The following is a 23,397-nucleotide window of genomic DNA, read 5'->3' as shown; positions in this document are numbered from 1 at the left end:
ATTTATTACAACAAAACAACCCTGAATAAGATAAACAGGATTACACAACAGAAAAGTTAATTATTATCCACCTGGCTGATGACAGGGTCAGACGCTTCCCGGATAACTTACAACAACAATATTATCCTTACCCGTTAACTTCCCGACAATCTTAAAGTTGTACTTCAGTCCGGACGCATCTCTTTCATGCACTGCAACAATAAGTTGCTTATCAAGTTTTCTGGCTGCCATGGCAAACTGTAATATTGCAGAACCTTCTCCCAAATCCGGCCACCCGACACAATTAAAAATAATAACGTGCTCTTCAGAATTTAAGGCATCTCTGACAACAGAAACAGCATAGTCATTTCTGTCAGCAACCAAATCACCATCACCGCTTGCCTGACTGAAATCATAATATTTAGAATCAGGTATGTAATATCTCTTAAAAACTTATCAATTCGGGTGACAGAATTCCCCACAATAAGAACATTATGCTCATATCTCGCTATCAAATCTGATGTTTCCTGAGTACTCATATATTCATCCTCGTCATTTAATTTCACAAAAGAATCACAACAGGCACTTTAATAATTCCCGTACCACCATCCATCATCTTTTTTGTTCAGAATAATACAAACACTGCGCACACCTGCAGGCAGTATTTCTTTGCTGAATTTACCCGCGAGCGTGAATGTACCGGAAGACAACTTCAATCCCTCCCCGGGTGAATCTGTTGGTTTTAATCTTATCTCTTTCGCATCATAGTCCAGCTCTGTGATGATGAATTCTTTTTTTCCACGAACTGCAACACTCACATAAAGACCTGACGCGCCGGATTTTGTCCTTCTTACTGTCAGTCTGGCATTACCCTTATCTTTAAATGATGCCCTCTGTTTTGTCACAGGAATAAATGGCATTCTTTTCTCCTTATTTAGCATTATAAATCATGGCTACTTCCGATCACTCAAAGATGACCAGGTAATTTTGCTTTCTTTAACTTTTATCACCCTCCGACGAATCAGTTCATCACGAATATCCTTAGCCAGCGTTTCACTCCACTCTTTCCGCATCTGTGACTTCAGATAATTATTAAATGATTTCACTGACGCTGGCATATTACGGGGTTCTCTGGCATATAACTGAATTTTATATACCCAGCGCACAATAACATCAATACAAATAACGGGGGATGCTGCCAGAACAGTTCTCTCAGGTGTGACACGACGACACTGAATGCCCTGCCTGCGCAGCGTCTGTATAATCCCATCATATCCCTTATCTGCTGAAATAATATGGTATGTATTATCCCTCTCACCACAACAGGTCATCCTGCCAGGTTCAAGAACCAGATGAAAATCAACATTATTTTTTGACACTCCGCTTGTCTGTCTGATACTTATTTTTACATTATCCGGAAATAAATTAACCGGTAGTACAACATTTTGCTGCAGGGGGCCGGTAAAGATGATTAATTCTGTATATTCTTTAAGTGAGATATTTTTCAGATTACTGCAGTTCTCATAATCAATAAGGGCAATACATCTTTCTGTATCTTTTCCCCTGTTTATCTTCTCCATAATAATTATTATCTCCATATGCTTTTTGTAAAACTTTCATGACAAAACATTACATCAGAGGGGTTATCAACCGTAATATGCTGTGCTACCTTTCCCGGGTGTTCTCTGGACGTGGGCACATATTCTGTACATGATGAGGCATATACAAATATACTGATTCACACCAGGATACGTCCGGGATGAATCCTTCGGCCTCCGACCCCATGCGGAGGCTTTTTTTATTTCTCATCGAGCACGGCCTGTAGTTCTGCCTTTATCCGGTTCTGGCGACGGATTTTCTCCAGACGCGCTGCCGCATACACTTCCTCCTCCTGAGAAATATGCTCCGTCACATACCCTTCCGTGTCATAGCGGCAGGCACCGGCTTTCATGGCGCCAAGATAGCTTTCTGAACGGGTGATGGCCTTCAGCGCCCTGCGCAGTTTTTTATGCGAGAGTGGGATATTCCGCTGCGCCACGTCTTCCAGTAACACGTCCCGGATACCGCAGGCCAGAAGCCGGGGTGTGTCACCGTCAAACAATCCCGGCCACCAGGGCTTCAGGGTGTTCACGGCCTCATCCAGTGTGGGCAGGTTCAGATAAATGGACAGCGCCTGTCTGGCCTGCGCTTTTTTTGCTGCCAGCTCTGCTTCCCGGGCTGCTTTCTCGGCCAGCTTCTGCTTTTTCACCTTCCATTTTGGTGGCGTGGTGACATTGATGATGGTTTTCCGGCTGCGGACAGGCGTCTCTCCTTCCGTTTTCCGCTTCAGTGTCAGTACCGGTCGCTTCTGCTCTGTCATGCTGTGTTCTGCCTCTGACGAATCATCCTGTTACGGTCAAAGATACCACACCCGTCACAGTGCCAGAACGCCCAGCACAGCCAGATGACTGGCATAGAACGTCGGGAAAAAATCCCCGGGCCAGAAACGGGGTAATGATTTCCCTGTACACAACACCAGACCAACGGTCAGCACCGTCATCACAAGACCAGCTACAGCCGCCACATCACTGGAGGCAAGGTTAAGCGCCGGAATCACGGCCAGCAGGCATGCAACCAGCGCCAGACGTTCCGTTCTGTCTTCCGCCCGGTACAGCCGGTGGCTGACCGCCAGCATCAGCAGCCCGGCAATGCTGTAACTGGTGCCGGACAAAGGCAACCATACTGCCAGCAATAACATGGCCCCCACAGAACGCCACAGGCTGCGCGTTTCACACCATGTCAACACCTGAGCCGCAACTGCAAAGGCAAACAGGATATTCCCCTCATACCAGGGAAAGCCGGCCAGATAATATGCGAACTGGGCAATCACTGCCCATCCCCACAGCCGGTTAATGGCCGGTTGCCGGATATGCGCATGACGGGACAGATTCAGCCCCCACACCAGAGCAAACAGCGGAAAGGCCCCGCGCCCGGCCAGAAACATCCACGACTGGTCCAGATGCAGAATGCGGTTTGCATGGTCCAGAACCATCAGCACCAGTGCCACCGTTTTGATGATATCCCGCTGTCCGGGTGACCAGACCAGCAACGACTGCAACCAGGTATCGGTCCGGGCAGCCAGTGAATCGTTACGTGTCGTGTTCGTGTTATCCGTTGTCATCAGCGTTTATCTTCCTGTATCAGTCTCCACCCAGGGTTTTCTCTTTCTGCAGGTCACGAACCATATCCCGCTCCATCTGCTGCAGACGCTCCTGCAGCAGATTTTCCCGGGCAACCTCCCGGATCGCTTCCCGCTCCCGTTGTGATTCACGCAGCACACTCTCCGGCAGCGCGGCTTCCCGTTCAGTTATGGCAGCCCGCTCACGCTCCTGCCCGGCAATCTCCCTGACAGCCTGCTCTGTTTTGCCATCCGGCAGGTCAGGTTTGTTCTCTGCCATTTTACGGACAATTTCATCCGCACGGCGTTCCGTTTCACGGCGGATGGCCTCTTCAGCCTGCCGCTGTGCCAGTACCTCTGCCGTGACCGGCTCACCGTTTCCGGCACCCGGCTGGACACTGTTGTCCGGGATATCCCCCCACACGCGACCGCCGGTGATGGCACCGGGATTCCACGGGCGACCCTCACCGGCAATTCTCACCACCACACCGCTGTCAGGATTATCACGGGCAATCCGGACGCCATCCTGCATGTTATCAGCCAGCAGACTCTCTCCGTTACGGCTGCCCTGCAGGGCCACGAACTGCGCATCTCCGCTGCCTTTCACCCGGCCTTCACCGCTGAATCCCCGCAGCCCGTTTCCGTCATCCGTAGTCAGTGGGTTCAGCCAGATACCGGCGGACTTGCCGTTACGGTCAAAAGCCGGCAGTGCCACATACGGCTGCGGATATTTGCGCCCCGGTGCAATAAACCGTGCAGGACTGTCTCCCCCGGCAAGTCCCGCCTGACGGAGAACGGCACGCCCTGCCGCCACGTCCCGCAGTTCCCGTGCCGTACTGAACAGCCGCTCTGCATTCATGACCTCCCGGTCAGCTTTCGGCTCCAGCACATCGTGGGCAGTCCCTTTCTGTACGGCATTGTTGATGGCATCCGTCCAGCCCTGACGGTCATCAGTGTACACCTGCACATGCTGCTTCATACGCGACAGGGCAACGTAGGCTGACTCAAAGCCAGCCATCTGTTTCCGGCCACCTTCCGTGCCTTCAAGCGCGATGGCAAAGGTTTCACTCGCCCCCTGTGCACCGTGGGCAGTGATGGCATAGGCCAGATCAATATGTTGTTCTGCCTGCTCCTGACCGGGGCGAATCACCCGGGTCTGCAGTCCGTCAGAAAGCGTGACACTGTCACCGGAAACCGCCGTCACCGTCCAGACGCTGTTGGCCACATAGCCGCGCTCCCGGTCACTCTTCGTGAAGCGCATCCGGTCACCGGTCCCCACCCGGATGGTGTCCGGGGTGTACAGTGTGACACCTTCAGCCACCGCCTCCCGGGGCGAAATCAGCCGCGTGTTACCTTCCGCATCCTGCAGGGTTATCAGCCCGTCACCCTTACTGATACCGGCAATCCGGTGATACACATTATCCACCAGGACAAGTGCGTCCCGATGTGTCCCCCAGGTGGAGAGACGACGCAACTCCCCGTCGCGTATATTCGCTGTGCTCAGGACAGGCACCATGACCTGCTCTTTTCCCAGCTCACCGGCCTTTTCCCGTGCATCATGAATCATGCTGTTCAGCACGCGCCTGTCTTCATTCAGGTGCGTAACAATCAGCGTCTGCTCCCGTGCTTCCGGTGTCCTGCCGGTATAGTCGCGGACAATGGCTTCATACAGTGTCATGGGGACATCCGGGAAAGCCTCGCCTTTCAGCATCGCCTTCTGCTGCGCTTCTGCCAGTTTCACTTCCTGGCTGTGACTGAACTCCGTCACAGAGTGCTCCGGTGCCCATGCGCCCTCCTGACGTGGCACCTGAGACGGTTTCACACTCTCAAGCCCGGACAGTGCCCTTTCCACATCCCGGTTAATCAGGCTGTATACCGCCTCCCGCAGTTCCGGCGTCTGACGCACAATCTCCTTCATGATGGCCACATCGGCAGCACTGCGCGTCTGCTGGAGACGGAAAGGCTGACCGGGCGCGATGGCCTGCAACTGGTCCGTGTCACCGCTGGCCACGGCACGACCACCACCGGCCGCAATCAGGGCGTATGCCCGTGCCATGTCGGTATTGCCCACCATTGAGCTCTCATCGAGCAGGAACAGCGTGTTGCTGAAATCCGGCGTTTCTCCGCTGCGCTGCTGCAGCTGCGTGTCATGCAGAAAGGACGCCAGTGTCTGTGCATCCACGCCGGCACTGCGCATCTCCCCGACCGCACGGTGCGTGGGGCCCAGCCCAACGACACGGGGACGCTCACTCTCCGGCAGCAGGTTCACGGCTGACATCACCGCCCGGAACTGTGTGGTCTTACCCACACCGGCATAGCCCTGCACCACCGTGAAACGGTCGGACGTTTCCAGTATCATGCGGGTGGCGGCGCGCTGTCCTGATGTCAGTTTCTCCATGAGTTCGCCAGGTACTCTCTCCATCAGCGGCGTGACCGCCTCCTTACCTTCGAGAATATGGCGAAGAATGCTTTTTTCAGCCTCATACGACACACGGGAAACCAGCAGGTCTGTGCCATAGCCTTTTGCCACATCCACATGCAGTAAATCGCCCCGTTTTATCTGCGCATCGATTTCCTGCCCCAGGTCAGCAAAACTGGTTCCTTCTGCAGCAAACGACTTTGCCTCTGTCAGCAGGTCCACATGGCTGAAGGCCAGTTTTTTACTTTCCACCACCGGAAGGGCAAGATGAATGGCCTGCTGTGCCGGCGTATGAAGTGCGGACTTCTGATGACTGATAGCCGTTTCCAGCGATGTCTCACCGGCCCGCGTCTTTATCTGCTCAGAAACCACCGTAAAGGAGGGATGGCGGGCAAGTTTTTCCGCAGTACGGGTTTCATCCAGTGAGGAATACAGCCGGACATCACGACCACTGCGGGCCAGACCGTTCAGGGTGGCATTGTCCATTGCCATCTGTGTGACGGAGGCAAAAACCTTCGCACTGTCACTGACGGAATGCCCGGGTGTTTCCACCCAGCCGCTCTCCAGCTTCAGTGCCGTGAACGGTGAATCCCCCACAGGCAGGGTGGCCGGTTCAGCCCGTCCCGGCACAACAACCGTCATCGCGTCCTCACTGACGGATGCCACCTGCAGGCGGTTACCGCCGGAGACGCGGAGTCCGGGGATTTTTCCCGTCACCCTCAGACGCTCGCCGTCTGCCACCGACATTTTTTCCTGCCGGAACAGCGACCAGCTGCTGTCCAGAGAAGAAATACGCACCACCTGCGTTTCGCCCTGCGCATCCCGCAGGGTCAGGCTGTTACTCTGCGCCGTCACCCGGTCTATCACATAGCGGTCATGACTGCGTGTCTCCGGGTTCCACTGCTCCATCACCATCCCCGGGCGGTACATATCCCGCAGATAACGGCTCCGGCTGTCCAGCCAGACCGGAGACAGGGCGGTCATGGTTATTTCCGGGTGTCCGAGCACGCCCTGTGTTTTCAGCTCACTGCGAATGGCCTGTGTCAGAATGGCCTGTTCCCGTACCCCGCTGACCTGTGCCACGCTCTCTTCTCCGGCTTTCACGCTGGCCGCAAAATCTCCTGCCAGCCGGGCATAACGGACATTACGGTCCGGTTCACTGATGATGGTGGCCGGTCGCTGCTCTCCGCCCTGCCAGCGATATGTGTTCACCCCGGCATCCTTCATGGCCATCAGCGCACTGCCTGTACCGGTTCGCTGCCCGCTGTCGGTTATCAGGATCTGTACGTTATGACGTGCGGCACCGTCCAGCAGGGTTAACGTCTCTTTCAGGGAGAGTTTTTCACCCTGGTCGACAATAACTGTACTGCCTGGTGTGAAGGCCATGCCTTCCAGCAACTGACGACGCCCGGTTATCAGTTCACCGGACAGCCGTTCATCCTGCTTCAGGTTCATCTGTGAGCGACGGTCAGCAGCGATAATCTGCACCTCCCGCCCCTGCTCCCGGGCCATCATTGCCAGTTCAGCCACCCGCTCACGCTGCCCGGCTGCGCCACCCTGCCCTGACACAATAGCCAGCGGCGGACGGTCCTGTGCCAGAACACTGACCGCATCGCTGTAACCGGCAGTCCGGGAAACACTTTTCTCCGGATGTACGGTTACCCGGTTCTGTTTCATGATATCGCGACTGAGTGCCCGAACTGACAGTTCATCGAGCACATGAATCCAGGACGTGAACAGCCCCTTCTCACGGTCAAGGGGGATGAGTTGCTCACGGCTGATGGCCTCATCAATACCAGCGCGTGCCCGCTCAATCACGCCCTCTTCCGGCGGCAGTATGCCGATTGTTCTGGCCAGCACGTCCGTGTACGTAAACTGCACTTTTCGTTCACTTAATCCGGCAATGGCCTGTGTCACCGCCTGCTGCACATCCGGCCCCTCCTGTGAAACAGCCCCGGGCGCCTGCGTGCGGGTCTCTGCCCGTTGCTCCGCCGCGTCACGATACGCCCGGATATCGAACCCGGTTTCCTTCAGCGTCTGCATCCACTCGGTCATTTTGATTTCAGGATCGACGTGCTGTTTGGATTTTCGCGTATCCAGTGCTGCCACATCCCGGGATTTCAGTGAGGCCCCTTCCCCGACGGCCTCCCTGATAGCCTGTGAACGACTGGAAAAGGCCTCCACCGGTACGCCCGGCATTTCCCACATCCCGTGCTTACCGACCACTTCTGTTTCATAGCCCAGCGCCTCAACCCGCTCTTTCAGCTTTTCCCGGTAGAGCCTGCCAAAGGCAATCTGATTAGCGTACACATTCTCAATGAACCCTGTTTTTCCCACTTTGTCACTGCTCAGCGTCTTCCACTCGCCGTTATGCTGTGTGACATTGGCCACCACCGCATGCGTGTGTAACTGTGGTTCCTGATCGCGACTGGTGTCGTGATTAAAAAGCGCCATCACCAGATTACCGGTCAGCACCGTTTCTGACTGTCCGTCCGTCATAACCCGTGTGGAGGCCAGCGCCTCCACCTGACGGACAGCAAAATCCACGGCCTGGTTATGTGCATCAATAAGACGTTTATCACCGCCTAACATGGCCATCATGGAGACACTTTTGGGGGCGGAGAAGGTCAGGTCGTAGCCGGGACGATGCTTATTACTGCCATCCTGCATGCGGCTTAAATCCGCTCCGTCCGGCAGCTTACCCTCCAGAAGACGGGTAAAAACATCCTTATCGACACTGCCCTGCAGCCCCAGTTGCTCTGCCCCCCTGCCGGCCCAGCGTTCCTCCATGCTGCCCAGTACGTAGTAATTATCCTTGTCGGTGTAGTAATTACCGGCGCTGCCAGCCGATTTAACAACACTGATACTCAACATCAGAAATCATCTCCCGGCTCAACATCTTCCCCGCGCTCCCGGTGCACATTGATGTTCACCTCTTCACGACGCTGCATCTGCTGCTGGGTGTCCGGATGATTTTCCTGTTGCCATGCCTCATAAGCGGCCATATCCACCACTTCACCGGATTCACTGATCCCGGGTGGCAGTTGCTGTTCCATCTCTTCTTCCGGTTTCATTTTCAGTTCCTGCTCGATCCCCCCTGCCGGAACATTCACACCTGCATCTGACTTCTTATCGTTGATGGCAGGAGACACCGGCTGTTGCGGCTGTTCAGCCTGAGTCACGTCTTCTCCGGAAACAACCTCCGGGACATCCGGTTCGAAGAGGCTGGCCATCTGACGACCTTCTGCTTCCCTCGCGGCAAGTACGGCACTCAGGCGGTTCTCCATTTCCGGGTTGATGTCACGCGGAATAAACTCCGGAGCGACCTTCGGTCGTGTCTGATATTTCAGAGAGAGTTTTACTGCCGGATACGGTCCGGGCAGGGTGACATAACAGGTCAGATCCGGCAGAGACTGAATGTCGGAATAACTGACCAGCGTCTGGCGCTCCATATCCTTACCGGTCGATACCCCGTCACGCACGGGGTCAGCACCGTAGGAATACTGCTCGCTGGCTTTCAGGTGCTCTTTCTCACCAATCTCACCGGCAGCGAACTCTGCAATCTTATGGCTGGGAGAACGGAAAAAGGCACGGGTGTTCATGACGTCAAACAGCGTGGCAGCCGCTTTCTCACCGTAGATATCTTCCAGCTGGGCATAGGACTGAATACCAAACACATAGCAGCCACCGAACTTACGGGCTTCCGGCAGGATCTCCACCAGGTCCGGCAGTTTGTGTAACGTGGGTAACTCATCACAGAAAAACCACACACGACGGTTACGGTTTTCTCCCATTGCCAGCAGACCACGAATGGCAATGGACAGCCACATGGAGATCACCGGCTTCAGGGAGGCATGGGTGTCGGCATTCGACGAGATAAACAGCCAGCCGTTTTTCTGATCTTCCCGGACACCACGCATCCAGTCACGGATGGTAAAAGGCTCACCGTTATGCTCAATCCCCTGCAGGTAACGGATGGCTTTCACGTAGTTGGTCAGCACAGCACGGATGGAAATCGCCGTTTTCTCAATTTTCTCTTCCACCAGGTTGGCCGCCGGTGAATTACGCAGGAAGGTACGCAGTTTTTCGATTTTGATGGAAAGCAGTGTGTCCACCAGTTTGCTGTAACTGCGGTTGGGGTCATTACGCATCAGGTACGCCGCTTCCGCAAAAATGGTACGTCCTGAACCCTGCCAGAACGGGTCCTCTTTTGTGCCCATCGGGATCAGGGTATTTGCCGTATTATCAAAATCCGGCTGTGTCAGGCACTCCTTCCATAAATCCCAGGCGGCACAGCGTGCATCCAGCGGATTCAGGATCTTATCGATGGAGGGATCATAGTAACTTTTAACAAATTCCCCTGAACGGTCATAAATCACCACCATATCTCCACGCTGACGGGCGTAGTTGGCCAGACGACGGATAACTTCCGACTTACCGGCCCCGACCGTGCCGTGCAGACAGAAGTTCTGGATTTCGGAATCCCGGATAATCGGCAGGTCACCAATCCGGATATCGGAGTCCTTGCCGTCTTTTTTCAGCATCCGGGCAACGTCTTTCGGATTGTCTGTCAGTTGACGACCACCTGTGACTTCATTTTCGCTCTGTTGTTTACCCTGACGCCCCAGAATCCAGGAGACAACAAAGAAGGTGATCAGGCAAATAACCAGGGCCACGACAGACGCCAGAACGAATGCAGACCATAGCTGCTCACCGCACCAGATCATATATTTATCATGCAGTACCTGAGCAGCGTTCATCCGGAAGGTTTTGCCGTAATACTGGATCTCATATACCGGCTGGGACTTGATTAAATCCCGCATACCTTCCAGCGTGGTACACCACCAGTAAATGCAGCCATTCACAAACGTCTGCCAGCTTATTTTTACCCATAAAACCAGACCAACGAGAATCCAGAAAAAAATAAACAGGCAGTAAAGCATGATATTGGCGATCTGGCTGAACATGCGGATACGCATGGACGCAATCTGACCGCCCTGGGTCATATCCTTTGCGTTAAAACTCATGATGATATTCCGAAGAAAGAAAGTCAGTCGGACTGATTATTAATTATGAAAAGATTAATAACCGTTAAATTCCGGCTTCGCCGGCAACACTTCACGGTCGCACAAAGAATTTGCACAACCGCTCAGTGTTTTCATATTTATTTCGAAAACGCCGGGGAGAAATAAAATTTATTTTATTTCTTTCCGGGGTTGGACAACGAGCAAAGCGAGGCGTCAGTCAGGAGGCCGGTCAGACCAGCCTCCGGAAGATAATCAGAGAATATTTGCGATTGATTTGGCCAACTGGTCTTCGAGAACAGGCTTCGCCTCTTCAAATTTCAGGTTAACCTTGTTCGCATTGGAGACCACACGGGTCTGATATTTATGCTGGTTACCTGTTTCAGTACTGGTCTGAATTTTCGCACCTGATGTGCCCTGACGAAGAGCGGCAACATTATCCGTTGTCACCGTTGCCTTAGTACGCTCTGCAATCTGCACATCCGTGATCATGGTATAGTTCACATCTTCCACCATCGCATCTGCAGCCATACCCACCAGACCAGCAGCAAGCCCCACACCGAGTGTGGCACCGGCAGAATTGGAGTTATATCCGGTAATACCGGCACCTAACGCTGCACCAACAGCTGCTCCTTCATAACCACGGTTCAGCCATCCCTGAGACTCCCGCAGATCCATCTTATCGGCCTTCAGCACATTCGCCTGAATCCAGTAGTAGGCTTTATCCGGAGAAGTCACCACCTGATATCCTTTTGCTTTCACAGCATCAGCAATTTTGCCCTGCAGCCCACTCATGTCTTTATCAGACGTGTTTTTGATCTGCAAAAATACCGTGCGTTCGCTGGCGGGTTCAAGCCAGATGGTCTCACTCATCTGGGTCTTCACCTCAAGGTTACGCTTCTTGATTGCTGTGCTCATCGCACCACACCCTGAAAGGGCCAGAGTGGAACTGACCAGTGCAACCATCATCAATTTTTTTGTTTTCATCCAAAATATCCTTTTAACTAACAGATTCTTTTTTGAATAGACCTATTACTGAGACTATTGCAGAGAGATTATAACGATTTACATCTATAATATAAATAAAGAAAAAAATTATAAACAGAGTTATCGATAAAAAACCAAACAAGAACGTATGGGCGAAGGAAACTATTGAAAAAACAATCACAAACGACAAGATATAAGTTTTGTTCTTATCATACATAAAAGATATAACTTTCGACTCATCTCTGAATTTTTTAGGGATAGCAAGATACAACATCATTCCATTAGTAATGGCAACAAAAAGGATAAACCCCATTACGCCACTAAAACATATATCAAACCCGGCATCTCGGATATCAACTTTATCTGCCAGCAAACGGAGAAATGTTGGCCATAATAAAACCCATAAAAATACATACCCCCCTGGCTTTATGACTTGTAATAATGGCGGAATATTAACACCTTCTACAGAGAGTACATCCTTTAGTTTCTGTGTCTCCGTTTTTATATCATAGTGAGTAATCATAATGGCCCCTTCAGTCGATTCTTTTTATCATCAATCATTTTTTTCACAGCCTCTTCTGATGGCTCAGGTATTATCTTTTGACTTTCTCGCTCTTCATTATATTTATTATTCTGAGATAATGCTTCTGTTTTATGGTGATTTTGCAGTTCAGAATACTGCCCTCTTATAATATTTTCCTCGCCACGGATGCTGTTCTGAGTATCTCCGATATTGCCTCGGTATTCTGTGACCATATTATCAACCTGATGTTTTACATCATTACGGATATTACTGTCCTGCGTTCTTTGATCAATAATGGCCTGATGCCCCTGATGGTCAGCAATAATATCCTGGCTGCCACCACCCGAAGATACGCTTTCCATTCCTTTACCAATATCACCACGGGATTCACGCCAGGCATTATCAACACCAGGCTGTACCTGTTCCTGCACAAAAGACCACGCCATCGCCCGACGGCGTTCTGCAATCTCTGGTGAACTGGTATTTGTCAGAATAGCTTCTGCATCCTGCGGCGCGTGTTTCATCACATACTGTGCAAACTGTTGCGACAGGTCTTCACTCATCTGCCCACTCATGCTTTCAGTACGGGATGCCATTTCAGCATATTCATGGCTGCGGGTCATATTCGTCGTGTACTGGTCGTAACTCTGTTTCGCTGAGTTCAGGGCAGCAGACAGCTGATCCACACGGGAATCGGCATTATTGTCAGTATGGCTGCCAGATTCACTGACCTTGCGACTGGTAAAGTAATCGCTGGCCTCTTTAAAGTCCTTGCTGGCTTTAGCGTCAATATCATGACGAGCATCATGGCTGGCTCGTGAACCACTACTGGCTTCATGTGAGTCAAGATCACTGCCATCAATGCTTGCTTTAACTCCAGCCTGGAAACCAACCCCTCCACCGTTACCCATTACACTTATGCCTAAATGCCCTTTAGCATAAGCATCACCGTAAAGCCCAAGCGACGCATTTGTACTTCTCGAGGCCAGTTCTCTGGTCGCCTGCTCATTACTGATATTATGCGCCTTCGCATAGCTTTCCACTGCACTGCGCATACGGCTGGCCATCATGGAGTCCTGAGCACTCATGGTGCTGTCAGCACCACCGGTGACAGAGTCACTGCTCCCCCGGTTAGAACCAAACTGACTGAGTGTGTTCCAGGCACTGGCAATACTGCTGCTGAAACCATGCAGGGCGCTTTCTGCTCTGTTCGACGCCTCCCGGGCCATTTCCTGTTGTGCCGCCGCAATCTGACGCGTTGCATTGATACCGACCGGTAAACGGGACATCGCCCCACTCGCATCCATCACCATATTACCGTCACGGGTCTGCGTGGTGGTTGCGCCACTGCCGGTCTGGTACATCATCTGACCAAACGACGTGGTGCTGTTGGTGCTCCAGCTGAAGCCGTTCACGTTCTCCGTCTGCATGTTGCCGTAGGAGTAGTTTCCGTCAACCACACTGCCTGCCGCACTGGCGGTCGGGCTGATGGAGGAAGAGGCGAAGTGGCTGTACACGCTGGAAAAACCTGCACCAAGGCCTTTTACCATCATCCAGGACAACGGGGGGATCATGGCTGAAAGATACCCGGCAGTGGAGGCCAGGTCGGAGTATTTCAGCTGTATCTGAGAGAGTTCAGACAGCACGACCGGCGCACCATTCATCTTCGCATAGAATGTCATGGCACTGTTCAGAATGGCATACAACAGCGGCCAGGTCTGCAGCCACATCAGGGCAAACACATAGCCTTTCAGGACGGACAGCGTCAGCTTGTTGAAGACAGCCGCCAGTACCAGAAGCGGGAAAATACCAATGGCAATTCCCGTCAGGATAGTCTGTACCATTGGCAGGTTTCGCATTGTCACATGGCCAATGGAAACATGCGCCAGGCGCTGCTTCTCCATCGATGACGTGGTGGCCAGATTCACCAGACTGGCGGTATCGCCATTGCGGGCCGCATTACTGGTGATACCCTCTTTCAGGGCATTCATGGTAACGTTCTGGCGCATAATCTGGCTGGCTGACTGGCTGGTGCCGTAGAAATAACTGTAACTGTCGCTGACCAGTTGTCTGAATAACAGGTCCGGGTCCGGTCTGCCGCCAAATATCTGCTGCACATAATAATGCCAGGTTTTGCCTCCCGTCTTTGTATCGAGATTAAGCTTGTCTTTCAGCGAAACCGACGCATCCTTACAGGTTATGAAATTATTATTGCTGTCATAAACGCCCCGCAGCGGGCTGGGCTGAGAAAAAATCAGCGTATAGGGGTCATCGGAAGCCATCAGGTCTTCCAGCGTGTATTTATGATTCAGGTAAATATCACCCAGCACGCAGTTCTGGACATAGTCCTGAAACAGATTGATGATTTCCGGATTCCGGGACAGGAAATCGGTGCTTTTCACAATCAGATTCGCCCCGAACAGCATGCCTGTCTTGCTGTAGGTGACGCTGTCCGGTTGGGTGAATATCATCTCGTAGCTGACCACCATTGCATGCCCGATACGGGTCGTCAGTGTAAGTGGCATTGCCAGACCGACCGGCACATTATCCACCCGATGAACCTGGACCAGGTCACTGTTATCAATAATCTGCACCGATGTACGGACATTAACCAGCAGGCTGATAAGCACAAACACCGCCACCCAGCCCAGCAAATCCATCACGTTATGCCGCTGTACCCACATAAACGCCACAGCAACAACAGACAAAGTCAGTACGATTTTCTCAATGGAATCCCACGTCCTGGTCCCCATAAAGGCGGCAATGGCGTTCAGGTTATTCCGCAACCACTCACCACCGGCAATCACATAAACTTCATTCACAGTGAGCTCCCTCCGAAGTGATAGTTGTTCTGGTAACGACTGAGCATGCGTGCAGACAGCTGCTGGCGCATGTAGCTCATCTGACGTTCGACAACCAGCAGCGCATCCTGCTGTACCTGTACCTGACTCTGGAAGATGGCAATCTGTTGCTGTGCCTGATTCAGATTCTCCAGAACATTGTCCATCACAGCCTGCGGGTAATTCCCGGTGGCAATCATGGCCCGGGCCTGCTGAAGCAGCTCCTGAATGTACTGAAGCATAATGTCGTAGCCGATATAGTCCGTCAGCTGGTAAACCACACTGTTGGAGATACCGAGCATCTGCGGGTCAACCAGATATTTAAAAACGGGAATGGTGGTGCTGGAAATAAAACCTTTTTCCCTGTCATCCAGAGGGGTATCACTCACCGCTTTATTCTGAATACTGGTGAGCAGTTTTGTAATCTGTGACTTCAGTGCATTATCCCGACTGATGGTTACCGGCGAATCTGCCACCACTTTCAGGCATTTGTCAGAATCGTTGCAGTGATAAATTCTGGCGGTTCCCCCTTCCATAATTGCCCGCAGAATATCGCGGTCAGTGGTACGCGCCGGCAGGGGCGTAATCTCGCTGTCTTCTCCAAAAATCAGCGTTCCGGTGAGTGTCATGATGAATTCTTTCAGCTCTTTGTTGCCGTCAAACATCCTGTTCTTTTTCAGTGCCTCCCACATGATATTCTGGTTTTTCAGTACCCGTTCCTTATCCTTGTCACTGGCCTTATCACGAACAGATGCGGACTGTCCTCCGACCGTGCATCCCTGGCGAGAAGCCGCCCAGTCAGCAAAAATATTGCTCTCACCGGCAATGTCCTGGCAGACTTTTCGTTGAGATTCCTGCGTCTGAGGAAACAGCCCACCCACAAGCCCCTGTGCCACCTGACAGGAACTGAGGTTCATACTGTTAATGTCGCTTGCCATTTTCTGCAGGTAGTCTTTTGCGGTTTTCATTTCCGGCACTGTCGTCTGCAGGGCAAGGTCAAAAAAGTAACCTGCAGCGTTGCTCATAATCTGCTTAACAAAACGCTGCAACTGCTCGCCATTAATAAAACTGAACGAACCGAGATAGGCGTCGATGCCGCCACATCCGGCATTGATATCCGGCAGCGTCATGGAAATCAGCTGAACATTTTTGACCTGAGTACGGGCATACAGGGAGCCACCGTAAGCATAGCCGGCGGCCTGCCCCTGCCAGACGCCCGGCTGTGTGGTATTGGAAGCAAACCCCAGCTTGTTAAAGAACTGATTCATGTCGCTGTTCACATCCGCTGACGCTGCGGGTGTGACCGTCAGTAAAGCGGCACAAAGAACCAGAAGAGGTTTAATGCGTGGCATCATTCTTGCCCTCCCTTAATTTGTTCTCCCGGCACATACGGCGTTTCAGCAGGAATATCATGATATTCCTGACTGGTAACGCACATAAAGGCAGCAGATAACCCGCAACAAAAAAACCGGATGCAAGCGCCCATAACGTACACGGAATGGCATACATCAGGATGTTCCACATATAACGTACGTTATTTAATTCCGGGTCAGCTTTCCACGAATCAATACAGGCATCAAAAATAATATTCATAACTATCCATAAAACAATTCCGGCAGTCAGGAATACCAGAGACAATACAGCATACCTGTCAGTAATTCTGGAAATGTATTTATAATCTCGTTCTGTACTTCTGATTTTGAGTTCAGGATTATTTTTATTTTCTTTCATTATAAGTTCCCTCTGATATTTCTGATAATTTATTCAGCCTGGTCATGCGGCTGTAATATATTTCAGACACAAAAATCCATCCCACAATTACCCCCACAAAAAACACAACAGAAACAGAAAAGGTAAGACACAGCGAAACGACAATTTCTACAGGGCTGGCGGGATAAAAAAGCCCCTGACGGATAAAGGGGATATTCAGGCTGACGATTATTCCTGTCGCGATGCCGGATATTCCGGCAATGAGTAACATCACCTGCTTATTTCGCACCTTTTTTCCCTCCGTACATCTGCAGAACGGTATCCATCCGCGCCATAAAACCAGCGGCATCCGTTGCCCCCTGTAAAAGCGGTAATGCTTCAAGCGTGTTGACGTTGACCAGGAAGGTGGTCGGTGTGGCCACCGGGATATTCGGGAAGAAGGTCTGCATTACGTCAGGTGGTGCCGGTAATGCCTCCGGAAAAGCCGAATCCCCCTGACCATCCAGGGTGTAGGGAAAAACGGAAAAACCGTACTGTTGTGCCAGCTGTTTCAGCACCGGGTCAAACTGGTGACAGTAAGGGCAATGTCCCTGCATAAACAGCACCACCTTCCAGTCGGCCAGGTTAACCTGCCTGCCGTTGCTGAGGCGGAACCAGCGGGGAGCCGGTTTTTCTGTTCTGGCTGACGTACCTGCTGCTGGTTGTGCAGGCTGCGCCGCCATACCCTGCGGATTCCAGAGTCGCTCTATTTCATCCCGGGTGGAGGCCTGCACACCTGTGGCCATCATCAACAGAATGACCGGCAGTAATTTAGTGAGAGACATGTTCGCCCTCCTGCTGCTCTGCCATCATGGCCTGTTGTCTGGCTTCCAGCGCCTCACGCTCTTCCCGGCTGACACGGGCAATCCATGCATCCAGCACCTGGTATGCACCGAACAGCACGAGAATGGCCGCAATAAGCTCCGCCAGAAAAAAAGCCATCCAGGGTTTGCTGTGAACAAGACGGGCGACGATATGAAACCAGACACCCAGGGAAAATACCCACATTCCCGTAATATCAAGCTGGGGTAAAGAGAATTTATATTTATGCACAGTAAAACTCTCCTGTCATACAGAGAATTAAATAAGGGATTACCGGAATAAATGGTGAATTATTTCCAGGTTCAGAATTAATGAAATTTACTGACGAACGGGAATTATCCGTAATTCAGAAGTTCGGTTTAAAATCTTCAGAAACGTTCAGGAACTGTTTTGCCAGGTCGTCCTGCGAAATAAAGCCGTATGATAACGGACGAACACTGCCCTGTTTCGGGTCAACCAGCATCATTGCCGGGAAATATTTCACGCCGAGGCGCTGCGCCTGCCCCCGGTCAGTCCGGGAATCCGGCAATAGCGGATTAATCACGCCATCCACGGAAACGGGAATAACACTCAGACCATACGTATCCCTGAAGCCATTAATGACCTGCGCCAGCTGCCCGTCGATGGGGTCCTGACCCCGGTAAAAAAACATGATGCCGTAGTGTTCAGCCAGTTTCGCAATGGCCTGTCGCTGCTGCGCCTGGTCTGCCGCCAGCTGGTTCCGGACCGTGCCGTTGTAATGGCTGTACTGCAGGTTATAGTCCAGTTCGGGATGCGCCAGCATGGCTTTTTTAGCGCTCATGGTGAAAAGCCCGGCCTGCTGAGTCCAGTAATTCTGCAGACGGAAATATTTCACAAAATTATCCACGCCGGGATACAGAATGGCTTCGTACAGCGCCCGCTTTGTTGCCGTCTGCAGCGCGGCCAGTTTCTGCATAATATCCGGTTCCTGACGGGGGGCTGCAGGTACGGGTTGATTTTCTTTTTCCTTCTGATTTATTTTCTCGTTATACCACTGCCAGCCTGCATCTTTCCCTGACGCCGGAAAAATAAAGCAGCAGAGTAACAGTGGCAGTAATGCTTTATTCATCTTCATTCCTTTTATCATTTTTTCTTTCATCAGGTTTCTGCAGGTCAGTCAGAGCAGAAAAACCAAAATACAGAATAAACAGGAGCACACCGGAGTAAAAAATAACGAAAGCAGCAGCAAGTATCTCACCTGCAGTGGTTTCTTTTACCGTATTCCACGACCAGGTAATTACCGGGGAAATGACAATCGCTGTAATCAAAAGCCGGATAAGAAAATCAACAAGACGATTAGAAGTGAATATGACCTTCATCATTTTCCCCGGTTATTTTCCATACCTTACTGTCCTGCCTGTTTCAGCTGGTCAGCAATCTGTTCTTTCACTTTCTGCGTCAGAACGTCACTGTCCGGGATCTTCTGGTTATTCATCAGGTCTTCGTAAAAGTTAGTGAAATCCAGTCTGTCGAACTGAATTTTCTGCAGCTCATCAACCGTAATTCCCCGGCAGTCAGGATGCTTCGCACTGCCAAAACTGATACGCAACTGACCGTTGCGCCCCTGCTGCTGGACTATCTGCGCCAGTTTAGAATCAAACTGACAGTAGCTGCGTTTTTTCTCCAGACAGACTCCCAGCACTTTCTTCGAACAGAATTCTCCGACGCTGACGGTCAGTTTGTCTGATTTTGCTTTAGCCAGGGCTTTTTCATCACTGCTGCATTTGGCCAGCCCGATATCCTGTCCCCAGCCGCTGTCCTTACAGCAGTTGCTGTATCCGGCTGCAGCCTTCTTACAAAATTTCGCCTGACCGGTGAAAGCCCGGACATCCACCCCGTTCAGCGCCGCAACATCCTTACCTGCAGCGGCCAGTGCTGCCAGTTGAGAAACAGCTTCGGCAAAATCATTACTCTGCCCGCTCTGAGCCTTATCGCATTCGCCATCGAGACAGAATACGTCACCACCACAAATCATGACCTTTCCGGATGTTTTTGACTCGCAGGAGTACGTGGCATATTCATGCAGACAGGCACCTTCTTCGGAGTAAAAGGCACACTGGTGTGACACCAGGGTACAGGCTGGATTGTCGGTGTACGTCTGACAGGTTCCCTTATCTGCTGACTGTGTGACATACGTGTCCCGGTATGCCCAGCAGCTCTGGTACATGCTGTATGACTGACCGTCTTTCACTATCGTCCTGTTCCCGCCAGCCTCCGTACATTCTGTTTTTGTCAGTTTCCCCATCTCCTTGCTGAACGGGCAGCTTTCAGACCAGACAACATACGGGGTGTACGAGGCTTTTTTTACCCTGACAACCAGACGCAGCTTCATTGCCGTATGACGCTTAAATCTTATACTTCCTGCCCGGGTGGGATGAGATGAGGTAAAGGCCACACCGGCAGTCAGCGTTTTCTGCACTGGCGTAAATGAGGCATCCACGGATGTTTTCGAGTTCCAGTTCAGACGGCTGCCCAGCACGGTAATCACCATGTTGTCACTTTTTTGTATATATATTCGTTTCCAGCTGTAATGAGCACTGACAATTTCACCGGTAACGGGAGAGGTAATGGAGACAACATGCTGACCATTCACTTCACGGGAAGGTAACTGACTCATGTCATATTCCAGCGTCCGGGTTTCCCATGTGGTACTCCCCTGCAGCTCCATACGGGCAGTTCGTGTGCAGTACTGCTCCACCTGTAAATCCCGCTCACAGGTGTAATTCGTGTATTCACTCCGGCTAATCTCCTGCGCACTGCACTGCTGTCCGGTGTTTCCCACAATGCTGTCAGCCCGGTTCACCACATCCCTGCCGGTCTGGATAAACGGTGCATCCGGTGAAAGAATGTCTTTCGGCTTGTTCATGAATGACTCCGTGATGGTTTTTCCGGTTTCACCGGTCGCCCATTCCGTGGTGCCGTCATTTTTCAGGCCGCCATCACCACCGGCAGTTACGCCACCGTAATATTTTGTCTCGTCCGGATTCGCGTTATAGCCGGGGATACTCTCCTGTGGATTAAAGCCCTGAATACTGCTGCTTCCCTGCCCTTTGATCTGGTGAGCAAAATCAGAACCGGCCCGGTAATCACTGTTGCTGTCAGCAAGCACAGAAAAGCTCAGGAAAAAAACAATTGCACAAAGATTGCATGGATTTACGGAATAATTAAAATTCAGAGACCTGAAAAAGGTATTTATCTTTTCTTTCATAACCTGAACCATACTGGAGAATGAAGTGATGTCATCTCAACTTCAGAACTGTGTTGATTGTGGTAAAGCATTAAGTCGAACAGCCACAACATGCGGGAATTGCAGCTCAACAGATCCTTTTGGAAAAAAACGGCGCAGCGATCGCTTTTACCAGTGGTTTGTAGGGTTGTGTGTTACGGCTATTATTATTGCTGCCGGATTATGGTACATGGGGCTTCTTGACGTACCGGGGTTACTACTCAGATAACGACTTTAGTAACGATTTCAGTGTTCTGAAATCGGCATATAACGAGTGACGACAATACCGGTTATACCAGTAATGAGGGACATCGGGCTGAAGCCTGAAACAGAGCTGAAACTCACTGTTAAAAGCCCCCGTCACCGACCATCCCCATGCCAGACGTGGTATTGCTGATTCAGCATCCTGCCGTAGTCGCTGCTCAAGAAGGGCAGCCATTTTTACCGGACAGGCAAAAGCAATATAAGGAGGCAGCTTTGTAACAGGGAAACCATGTCCCTGACAGGAAGCATATGTACGGAAGCCGTGAATGTTCATCGCGGCCACCAGTGCACGGATCTCCGGATCAATCCGATAATACCCGGCAGGTAAAGTCATTTTTGTTTATCTCCGGTGTTATTCAGCAACGCCCGGGCTACCTGTCGGCAGTCCCCCGTGGCGGCTACTTTCTCCAGCGCCTGGCCGACCCGCAGGTTTCCCCGGATGATGTCATATCCCTGACTGCAGAACACCACCAGTGCCGGTACGCTGCGAATGCCGTACTGTAAAAACAGCGTCGGGTCGATCTGAACACCATCAGTTGCGCCGTCTTTCACCAGGAACAACACAGCGTCAGCGGTGGTCTTCAGATCATTGTTCACCATGCCCCGCAGTGTGGCCGGAATACCGTAGTGCCGGGTTTCGCCCAGCATCCGTTTCAGCCCCTCTTCGGGAATGGAAAACGACACAAAATACAGGGCACCCTGCCGGGGTTTCCCGTCCTGCGAAGCCTGCTGTTTACGAACCAGTTCATCCAGAAAATGGTTATCTGAACGCGGAAGCGGGTTTTCCTGCACCTGTTGCTCCGACCAGGCTTTCAGCTGATGGTCAGGTTTTTCACGCAGTTGTCTGCTTAAATTTTCCTGCTGCTTCAGGAACTGGCGGTTTTCGGGCGTATTCACGTTTTCCGAAGCATGGGCAGAAATAAACAGTCCTGCAGTCAGGGAAAAAAGCGCAAATATTTTCCAGTTCATGATATATCCTGATGGCATTGTTACAATTTAATTACCCGTAGGGTTTTCTCTCAGTTTTTCTGCCAGTTTTAAAAAAGCATCAAACTCTTTCTGATTTGCACATATTTTACTGGCTGTAACCGACACAGTTATTCCTGATTTATTATTGGCAGAGCCTTTAATATCATTATTATGGACGGAGACATTATCGGGACTGAAAATATAAACCTTTTCTCTGGGATAATCCCTGCCCACCTTCTCCCGCCACTGAATCTGCTCTTTATCAAAACTGTGATACATTATTGAGGAAAACCGGCACAGCCAGTCGTCAATATATGACAGCTTATCCAGTAATTGTTGCGAATGACTGACTTCACTGGCAAGCTGTCGACACTCCATAATGCACCGGGACACACTACCATGTGTTTTCAAAAATGATTCCATTTCCAGCAGAATGCCCATGTCCAGCATTCTTGAGCCATATTTCATATTATTACTCATTACACCCTCCTTTATTTTTATTTACACACTTACCTGGCATAAATGCATCAGAGCATAAATATTTTAAAAACACCATAACAAACGCACATACAAAGGTAAGCTCCAGATACATTCGAACAATAAATATTTTCCCTGACACATCTGTTTTTTGCCATTCATAAATAATTTCACCGAGAACACTATCAGGAGCAAAATAAAACAATATCGCAGGTACCATTACCAGATTAAAAGGAATCCATTTTAACGTTCCATTTATCAGGTGGATAAGCACACAACATACACTTATAAATTTACAAGTATATTTATTTTTTTATTATATCAATTTTCATGGATATTCCTCTCATTGATTAACTTGATTTACAGGCAGTTTCTGATAAATATGTTTTTCAGGATAATAGCTGCTCACATGTTTCCACCACTGCCCCAAACTTTTTCACAGCAATGCATTATTAAGAATACCTGACACCCCCGGTCGTCAATACATGACTGTTTATTCAGACATTTTCAGAGTTGTGTAAAACAAGAAGGATATCAAAAGAATAGCCAGAACAGGCAATATAATCTGTGGGAGAATACAATTCATATACTGAACCGGTGTCATTTCATAAGTTCCACCATAAATACTTATATATCTCTTTATCACAATTCCAGATAACACATAGCCTATCCCCACAAAGATAACAGAACTCCCGAATCCCTTAACAGGCGTTTCGTCTCTAAACTTAAAAAACAAGTAGTAAAAAGCATCTGATATTACAGAGAGAAAAACCAGCCCATATACCAGAATGCTACCATTGGTGGTCTCACCATATTGTTTTTCCATCATCCATATTGCAATATTTTGCATTAATTCCTGCATTATTTTCACCTTCTTGGCATTGATATATTAACGATTGATTTCATGTTACTTACATATAAGCACTCAAATGACACTGAC

General features: G+C 50.6%; 22 protein-coding genes and 1 pseudogene. All 23 read right to left on the bottom strand.

The features are described 5' to 3' along the window. Positions 1-87: 87 nt before the first annotated feature. The 23 genes and pseudogenes from FEK50_RS21975 to FEK50_RS21865 all read right to left on the bottom strand — a co-directional run bounded on the left by FEK50_RS21975 (position 88) and on the right by FEK50_RS21865 (position 23,319). Positions 88-518: pseudogene (locus FEK50_RS21975) on the bottom strand (hypothetical protein). A 48-nt stretch (positions 519-566) separates the two neighbouring features. Beyond that, positions 567-899, bottom strand: coding sequence for a hypothetical protein (locus FEK50_RS21970; protein ID WP_240780263.1), 333 nt, complete (start codon positions 897-899; stop codon positions 567-569). 33 nt (positions 900-932) lie between these two features. Beyond that, the gene (locus FEK50_RS21965) at positions 933-1,559 is read right to left on the bottom strand and encodes a PIN domain-containing protein (RefSeq protein ID WP_165488993.1); all 627 of its coding nucleotides are present in this window, start codon (positions 1,557-1,559) and stop codon (positions 933-935) included. A gap of 218 nt (positions 1,560-1,777) precedes the next feature. Continuing rightward, positions 1,778-2,338 carry a fertility inhibition protein FinO gene (locus FEK50_RS21960; protein WP_131161740.1) on the bottom strand — a complete coding sequence of 187 codons (561 nt, stop codon included), beginning with the start codon at positions 2,336-2,338 and terminating at the stop codon, positions 1,778-1,780. Between the two features lie 54 nt (positions 2,339-2,392). Beyond that, positions 2,393-3,139 (bottom strand): conjugal transfer pilus acetylase TraX, encoded by a 747-nt coding sequence (gene traX, locus FEK50_RS21955; RefSeq protein WP_131161739.1) that lies wholly within the window; start codon positions 3,137-3,139, stop codon positions 2,393-2,395. Between the two features lie 19 nt (positions 3,140-3,158). After that, the gene (traI, locus tag FEK50_RS21950) at positions 3,159-8,429 is read right to left on the bottom strand and encodes a conjugative transfer relaxase/helicase TraI (protein WP_131161738.1); all 5,271 of its coding nucleotides are present in this window, start codon (positions 8,427-8,429) and stop codon (positions 3,159-3,161) included. Continuing rightward, positions 8,429-10,582, bottom strand: coding sequence for a type IV conjugative transfer system coupling protein TraD (traD, locus tag FEK50_RS21945; protein ID WP_131161737.1), 2,154 nt, complete (start codon positions 10,580-10,582; stop codon positions 8,429-8,431). Before traD ends, traI begins: the two co-directional genes overlap by 1 nt. Positions 10,583-10,834: 252 nt before the next feature. Then, a complete protein-coding gene (gene traT, locus FEK50_RS21940; RefSeq protein WP_000850422.1) occupies positions 10,835-11,566 on the bottom strand; it encodes a conjugal transfer complement resistance protein TraT in 732 nt (243 codons plus the stop codon). Positions 11,567-11,579: 13 nt separating this feature from the next. Beyond that, a complete protein-coding gene (traS, locus tag FEK50_RS21935) occupies positions 11,580-12,089 on the bottom strand; it encodes a conjugal transfer entry exclusion protein TraS (RefSeq protein WP_131161736.1) in 510 nt (169 codons plus the stop codon). Beyond that, positions 12,086-14,911 carry a conjugal transfer mating-pair stabilization protein TraG gene (gene traG / locus FEK50_RS21930; RefSeq protein ID WP_131161735.1) on the bottom strand — a complete coding sequence of 942 codons (2,826 nt, stop codon included), beginning with the start codon at positions 14,909-14,911 and terminating at the stop codon, positions 12,086-12,088. The genes traS and traG overlap by 4 nt, the downstream gene beginning before the upstream one ends. Beyond that, positions 14,908-16,281 carry a conjugal transfer pilus assembly protein TraH gene (gene traH, locus FEK50_RS21925; protein ID WP_131161778.1) on the bottom strand — a complete coding sequence of 458 codons (1,374 nt, stop codon included), beginning with the start codon at positions 16,279-16,281 and terminating at the stop codon, positions 14,908-14,910. The genes traG and traH overlap by 4 nt, the downstream gene beginning before the upstream one ends. Next, on the bottom strand, positions 16,268-16,660 hold the full coding sequence (gene trbF, locus FEK50_RS21920; RefSeq protein WP_240780262.1) for an F-type conjugal transfer protein TrbF: 393 nt from the start codon (positions 16,658-16,660) through the stop codon (positions 16,268-16,270). Before trbF ends, traH begins: the two co-directional genes overlap by 14 nt. Beyond that, the gene (gene trbJ, locus FEK50_RS21915; RefSeq protein WP_131161733.1) at positions 16,647-16,988 is read right to left on the bottom strand and encodes a P-type conjugative transfer protein TrbJ; all 342 of its coding nucleotides are present in this window, start codon (positions 16,986-16,988) and stop codon (positions 16,647-16,649) included. Before trbJ ends, trbF begins: the two co-directional genes overlap by 14 nt. Beyond that, positions 16,918-17,463, bottom strand: coding sequence for a type-F conjugative transfer system pilin assembly thiol-disulfide isomerase TrbB (trbB, locus tag FEK50_RS21910; RefSeq protein WP_131161732.1), 546 nt, complete (start codon positions 17,461-17,463; stop codon positions 16,918-16,920). The genes trbJ and trbB overlap by 71 nt, the downstream gene beginning before the upstream one ends. Further along, positions 17,450-17,686, bottom strand: coding sequence for a type-F conjugative transfer system pilin chaperone TraQ (gene traQ, locus FEK50_RS21905; protein WP_212768171.1), 237 nt, complete (start codon positions 17,684-17,686; stop codon positions 17,450-17,452). The genes trbB and traQ overlap by 14 nt, the downstream gene beginning before the upstream one ends. 160 nt (positions 17,687-17,846) lie before the next feature. Next, a complete protein-coding gene (gene traF / locus FEK50_RS21900; protein ID WP_131161731.1) occupies positions 17,847-18,590 on the bottom strand; it encodes a type-F conjugative transfer system pilin assembly protein TraF in 744 nt (247 codons plus the stop codon). Then, positions 18,583-18,840: a conjugal transfer protein TrbE gene (locus FEK50_RS21895; protein ID WP_131161777.1), complete on the bottom strand. Its 258-nt coding sequence runs from the start codon at positions 18,838-18,840 to the stop codon at positions 18,583-18,585. Before FEK50_RS21895 ends, traF begins: the two co-directional genes overlap by 8 nt. A gap of 26 nt (positions 18,841-18,866) precedes the next feature. Then, positions 18,867-20,729 (bottom strand): type-F conjugative transfer system mating-pair stabilization protein TraN, encoded by a 1,863-nt coding sequence (gene traN, locus FEK50_RS21890; RefSeq protein ID WP_240780261.1) that lies wholly within the window; start codon positions 20,727-20,729, stop codon positions 18,867-18,869. A gap of 235 nt (positions 20,730-20,964) precedes the next feature. Next, positions 20,965-21,345 (bottom strand): hypothetical protein, encoded by a 381-nt coding sequence (locus tag FEK50_RS21885; protein WP_131161730.1) that lies wholly within the window; start codon positions 21,343-21,345, stop codon positions 20,965-20,967. Continuing rightward, positions 21,342-21,980 carry a type-F conjugative transfer system pilin assembly protein TrbC gene (trbC, locus tag FEK50_RS21880; RefSeq protein WP_131161729.1) on the bottom strand — a complete coding sequence of 213 codons (639 nt, stop codon included), beginning with the start codon at positions 21,978-21,980 and terminating at the stop codon, positions 21,342-21,344. Before trbC ends, FEK50_RS21885 begins: the two co-directional genes overlap by 4 nt. Before the next feature lie 27 nt (positions 21,981-22,007). Further along, positions 22,008-22,460, bottom strand: a complete 453-nt coding sequence (locus tag FEK50_RS21875; RefSeq protein ID WP_131161728.1) for a hypothetical protein — start codon at positions 22,458-22,460, stop codon at positions 22,008-22,010. Further along, positions 22,453-22,746, bottom strand: coding sequence for a hypothetical protein (locus tag FEK50_RS24600; protein WP_131161775.1), 294 nt, complete (start codon positions 22,744-22,746; stop codon positions 22,453-22,455). The genes FEK50_RS21875 and FEK50_RS24600 overlap by 8 nt, the downstream gene beginning before the upstream one ends. Before the next feature lie 204 nt (positions 22,747-22,950). Then, positions 22,951-23,319 carry a hypothetical protein gene (locus FEK50_RS21865; protein WP_131161727.1) on the bottom strand — a complete coding sequence of 123 codons (369 nt, stop codon included), beginning with the start codon at positions 23,317-23,319 and terminating at the stop codon, positions 22,951-22,953. Positions 23,320-23,397 lie beyond the last annotated feature (78 nt).

The sequence above is a fragment of the Escherichia sp. E2586 genome, from assembly GCF_005781105.1.
Lineage (GTDB): Bacteria > Pseudomonadota > Gammaproteobacteria > Enterobacterales > Enterobacteriaceae > Escherichia.
This window is presented reverse-complemented; position numbering and strand designations above follow the sequence as displayed.

Coding starts and splice junctions, on each gene's coding strand:
- FEK50_RS21885 (WP_131161730.1), bottom strand. CDS start 21,345: ATGACTTTACCTGCCGGGTATTATCGGATTGATCCGGAGATCCGTGCA.
- trbF (WP_240780262.1), bottom strand. CDS start 16,660: ATGAAAGAAAATAAAAATAATCCTGAACTCAAAATCAGAAGTACAGAA.
- trbC (WP_131161729.1), bottom strand. CDS start 21,980: ATGAACTGGAAAATATTTGCGCTTTTTTCCCTGACTGCAGGACTGTTT.
- trbB (WP_131161732.1), bottom strand. CDS start 17,463: ATGTCTCTCACTAAATTACTGCCGGTCATTCTGTTGATGATGGCCACA.
- traX (WP_131161739.1), bottom strand. CDS start 3,139: ATGACAACGGATAACACGAACACGACACGTAACGATTCACTGGCTGCC.
- trbJ (WP_131161733.1), bottom strand. CDS start 16,988: ATGCCGCTGGTTTTATGGCGCGGATGGATACCGTTCTGCAGATGTACG.
- FEK50_RS21875 (WP_131161728.1), bottom strand. CDS start 22,460: ATGAGTAATAATATGAAATATGGCTCAAGAATGCTGGACATGGGCATT.
- FEK50_RS21865 (WP_131161727.1), bottom strand. CDS start 23,319: ATGCAGGAATTAATGCAAAATATTGCAATATGGATGATGGAAAAACAA.
- traD (WP_131161737.1), bottom strand. CDS start 10,582: ATGAGTTTTAACGCAAAGGATATGACCCAGGGCGGTCAGATTGCGTCC.
- FEK50_RS21970 (WP_240780263.1), bottom strand. CDS start 899: ATGCCATTTATTCCTGTGACAAAACAGAGGGCATCATTTAAAGATAAG.
- traT (WP_000850422.1), bottom strand. CDS start 11,566: ATGAAAACAAAAAAATTGATGATGGTTGCACTGGTCAGTTCCACTCTG.
- traH (WP_131161778.1), bottom strand. CDS start 16,281: ATGCCACGCATTAAACCTCTTCTGGTTCTTTGTGCCGCTTTACTGACG.
- traN (WP_240780261.1), bottom strand. CDS start 20,729: ATGAAAGAAAAGATAAATACCTTTTTCAGGTCTCTGAATTTTAATTAT.
- FEK50_RS21960 (WP_131161740.1), bottom strand. CDS start 2,338: ATGACAGAGCAGAAGCGACCGGTACTGACACTGAAGCGGAAAACGGAA.
- FEK50_RS21965 (WP_165488993.1), bottom strand. CDS start 1,559: ATGGAGAAGATAAACAGGGGAAAAGATACAGAAAGATGTATTGCCCTT.
- traS (WP_131161736.1), bottom strand. CDS start 12,089: ATGATTACTCACTATGATATAAAAACGGAGACACAGAAACTAAAGGAT.
- traQ (WP_212768171.1), bottom strand. CDS start 17,686: ATGTGGGTATTTTCCCTGGGTGTCTGGTTTCATATCGTCGCCCGTCTT.
- traI (WP_131161738.1), bottom strand. CDS start 8,429: ATGTTGAGTATCAGTGTTGTTAAATCGGCTGGCAGCGCCGGTAATTAC.
- traF (WP_131161731.1), bottom strand. CDS start 18,590: ATGAATAAAGCATTACTGCCACTGTTACTCTGCTGCTTTATTTTTCCG.
- FEK50_RS21895 (WP_131161777.1), bottom strand. CDS start 18,840: ATGAAGGTCATATTCACTTCTAATCGTCTTGTTGATTTTCTTATCCGG.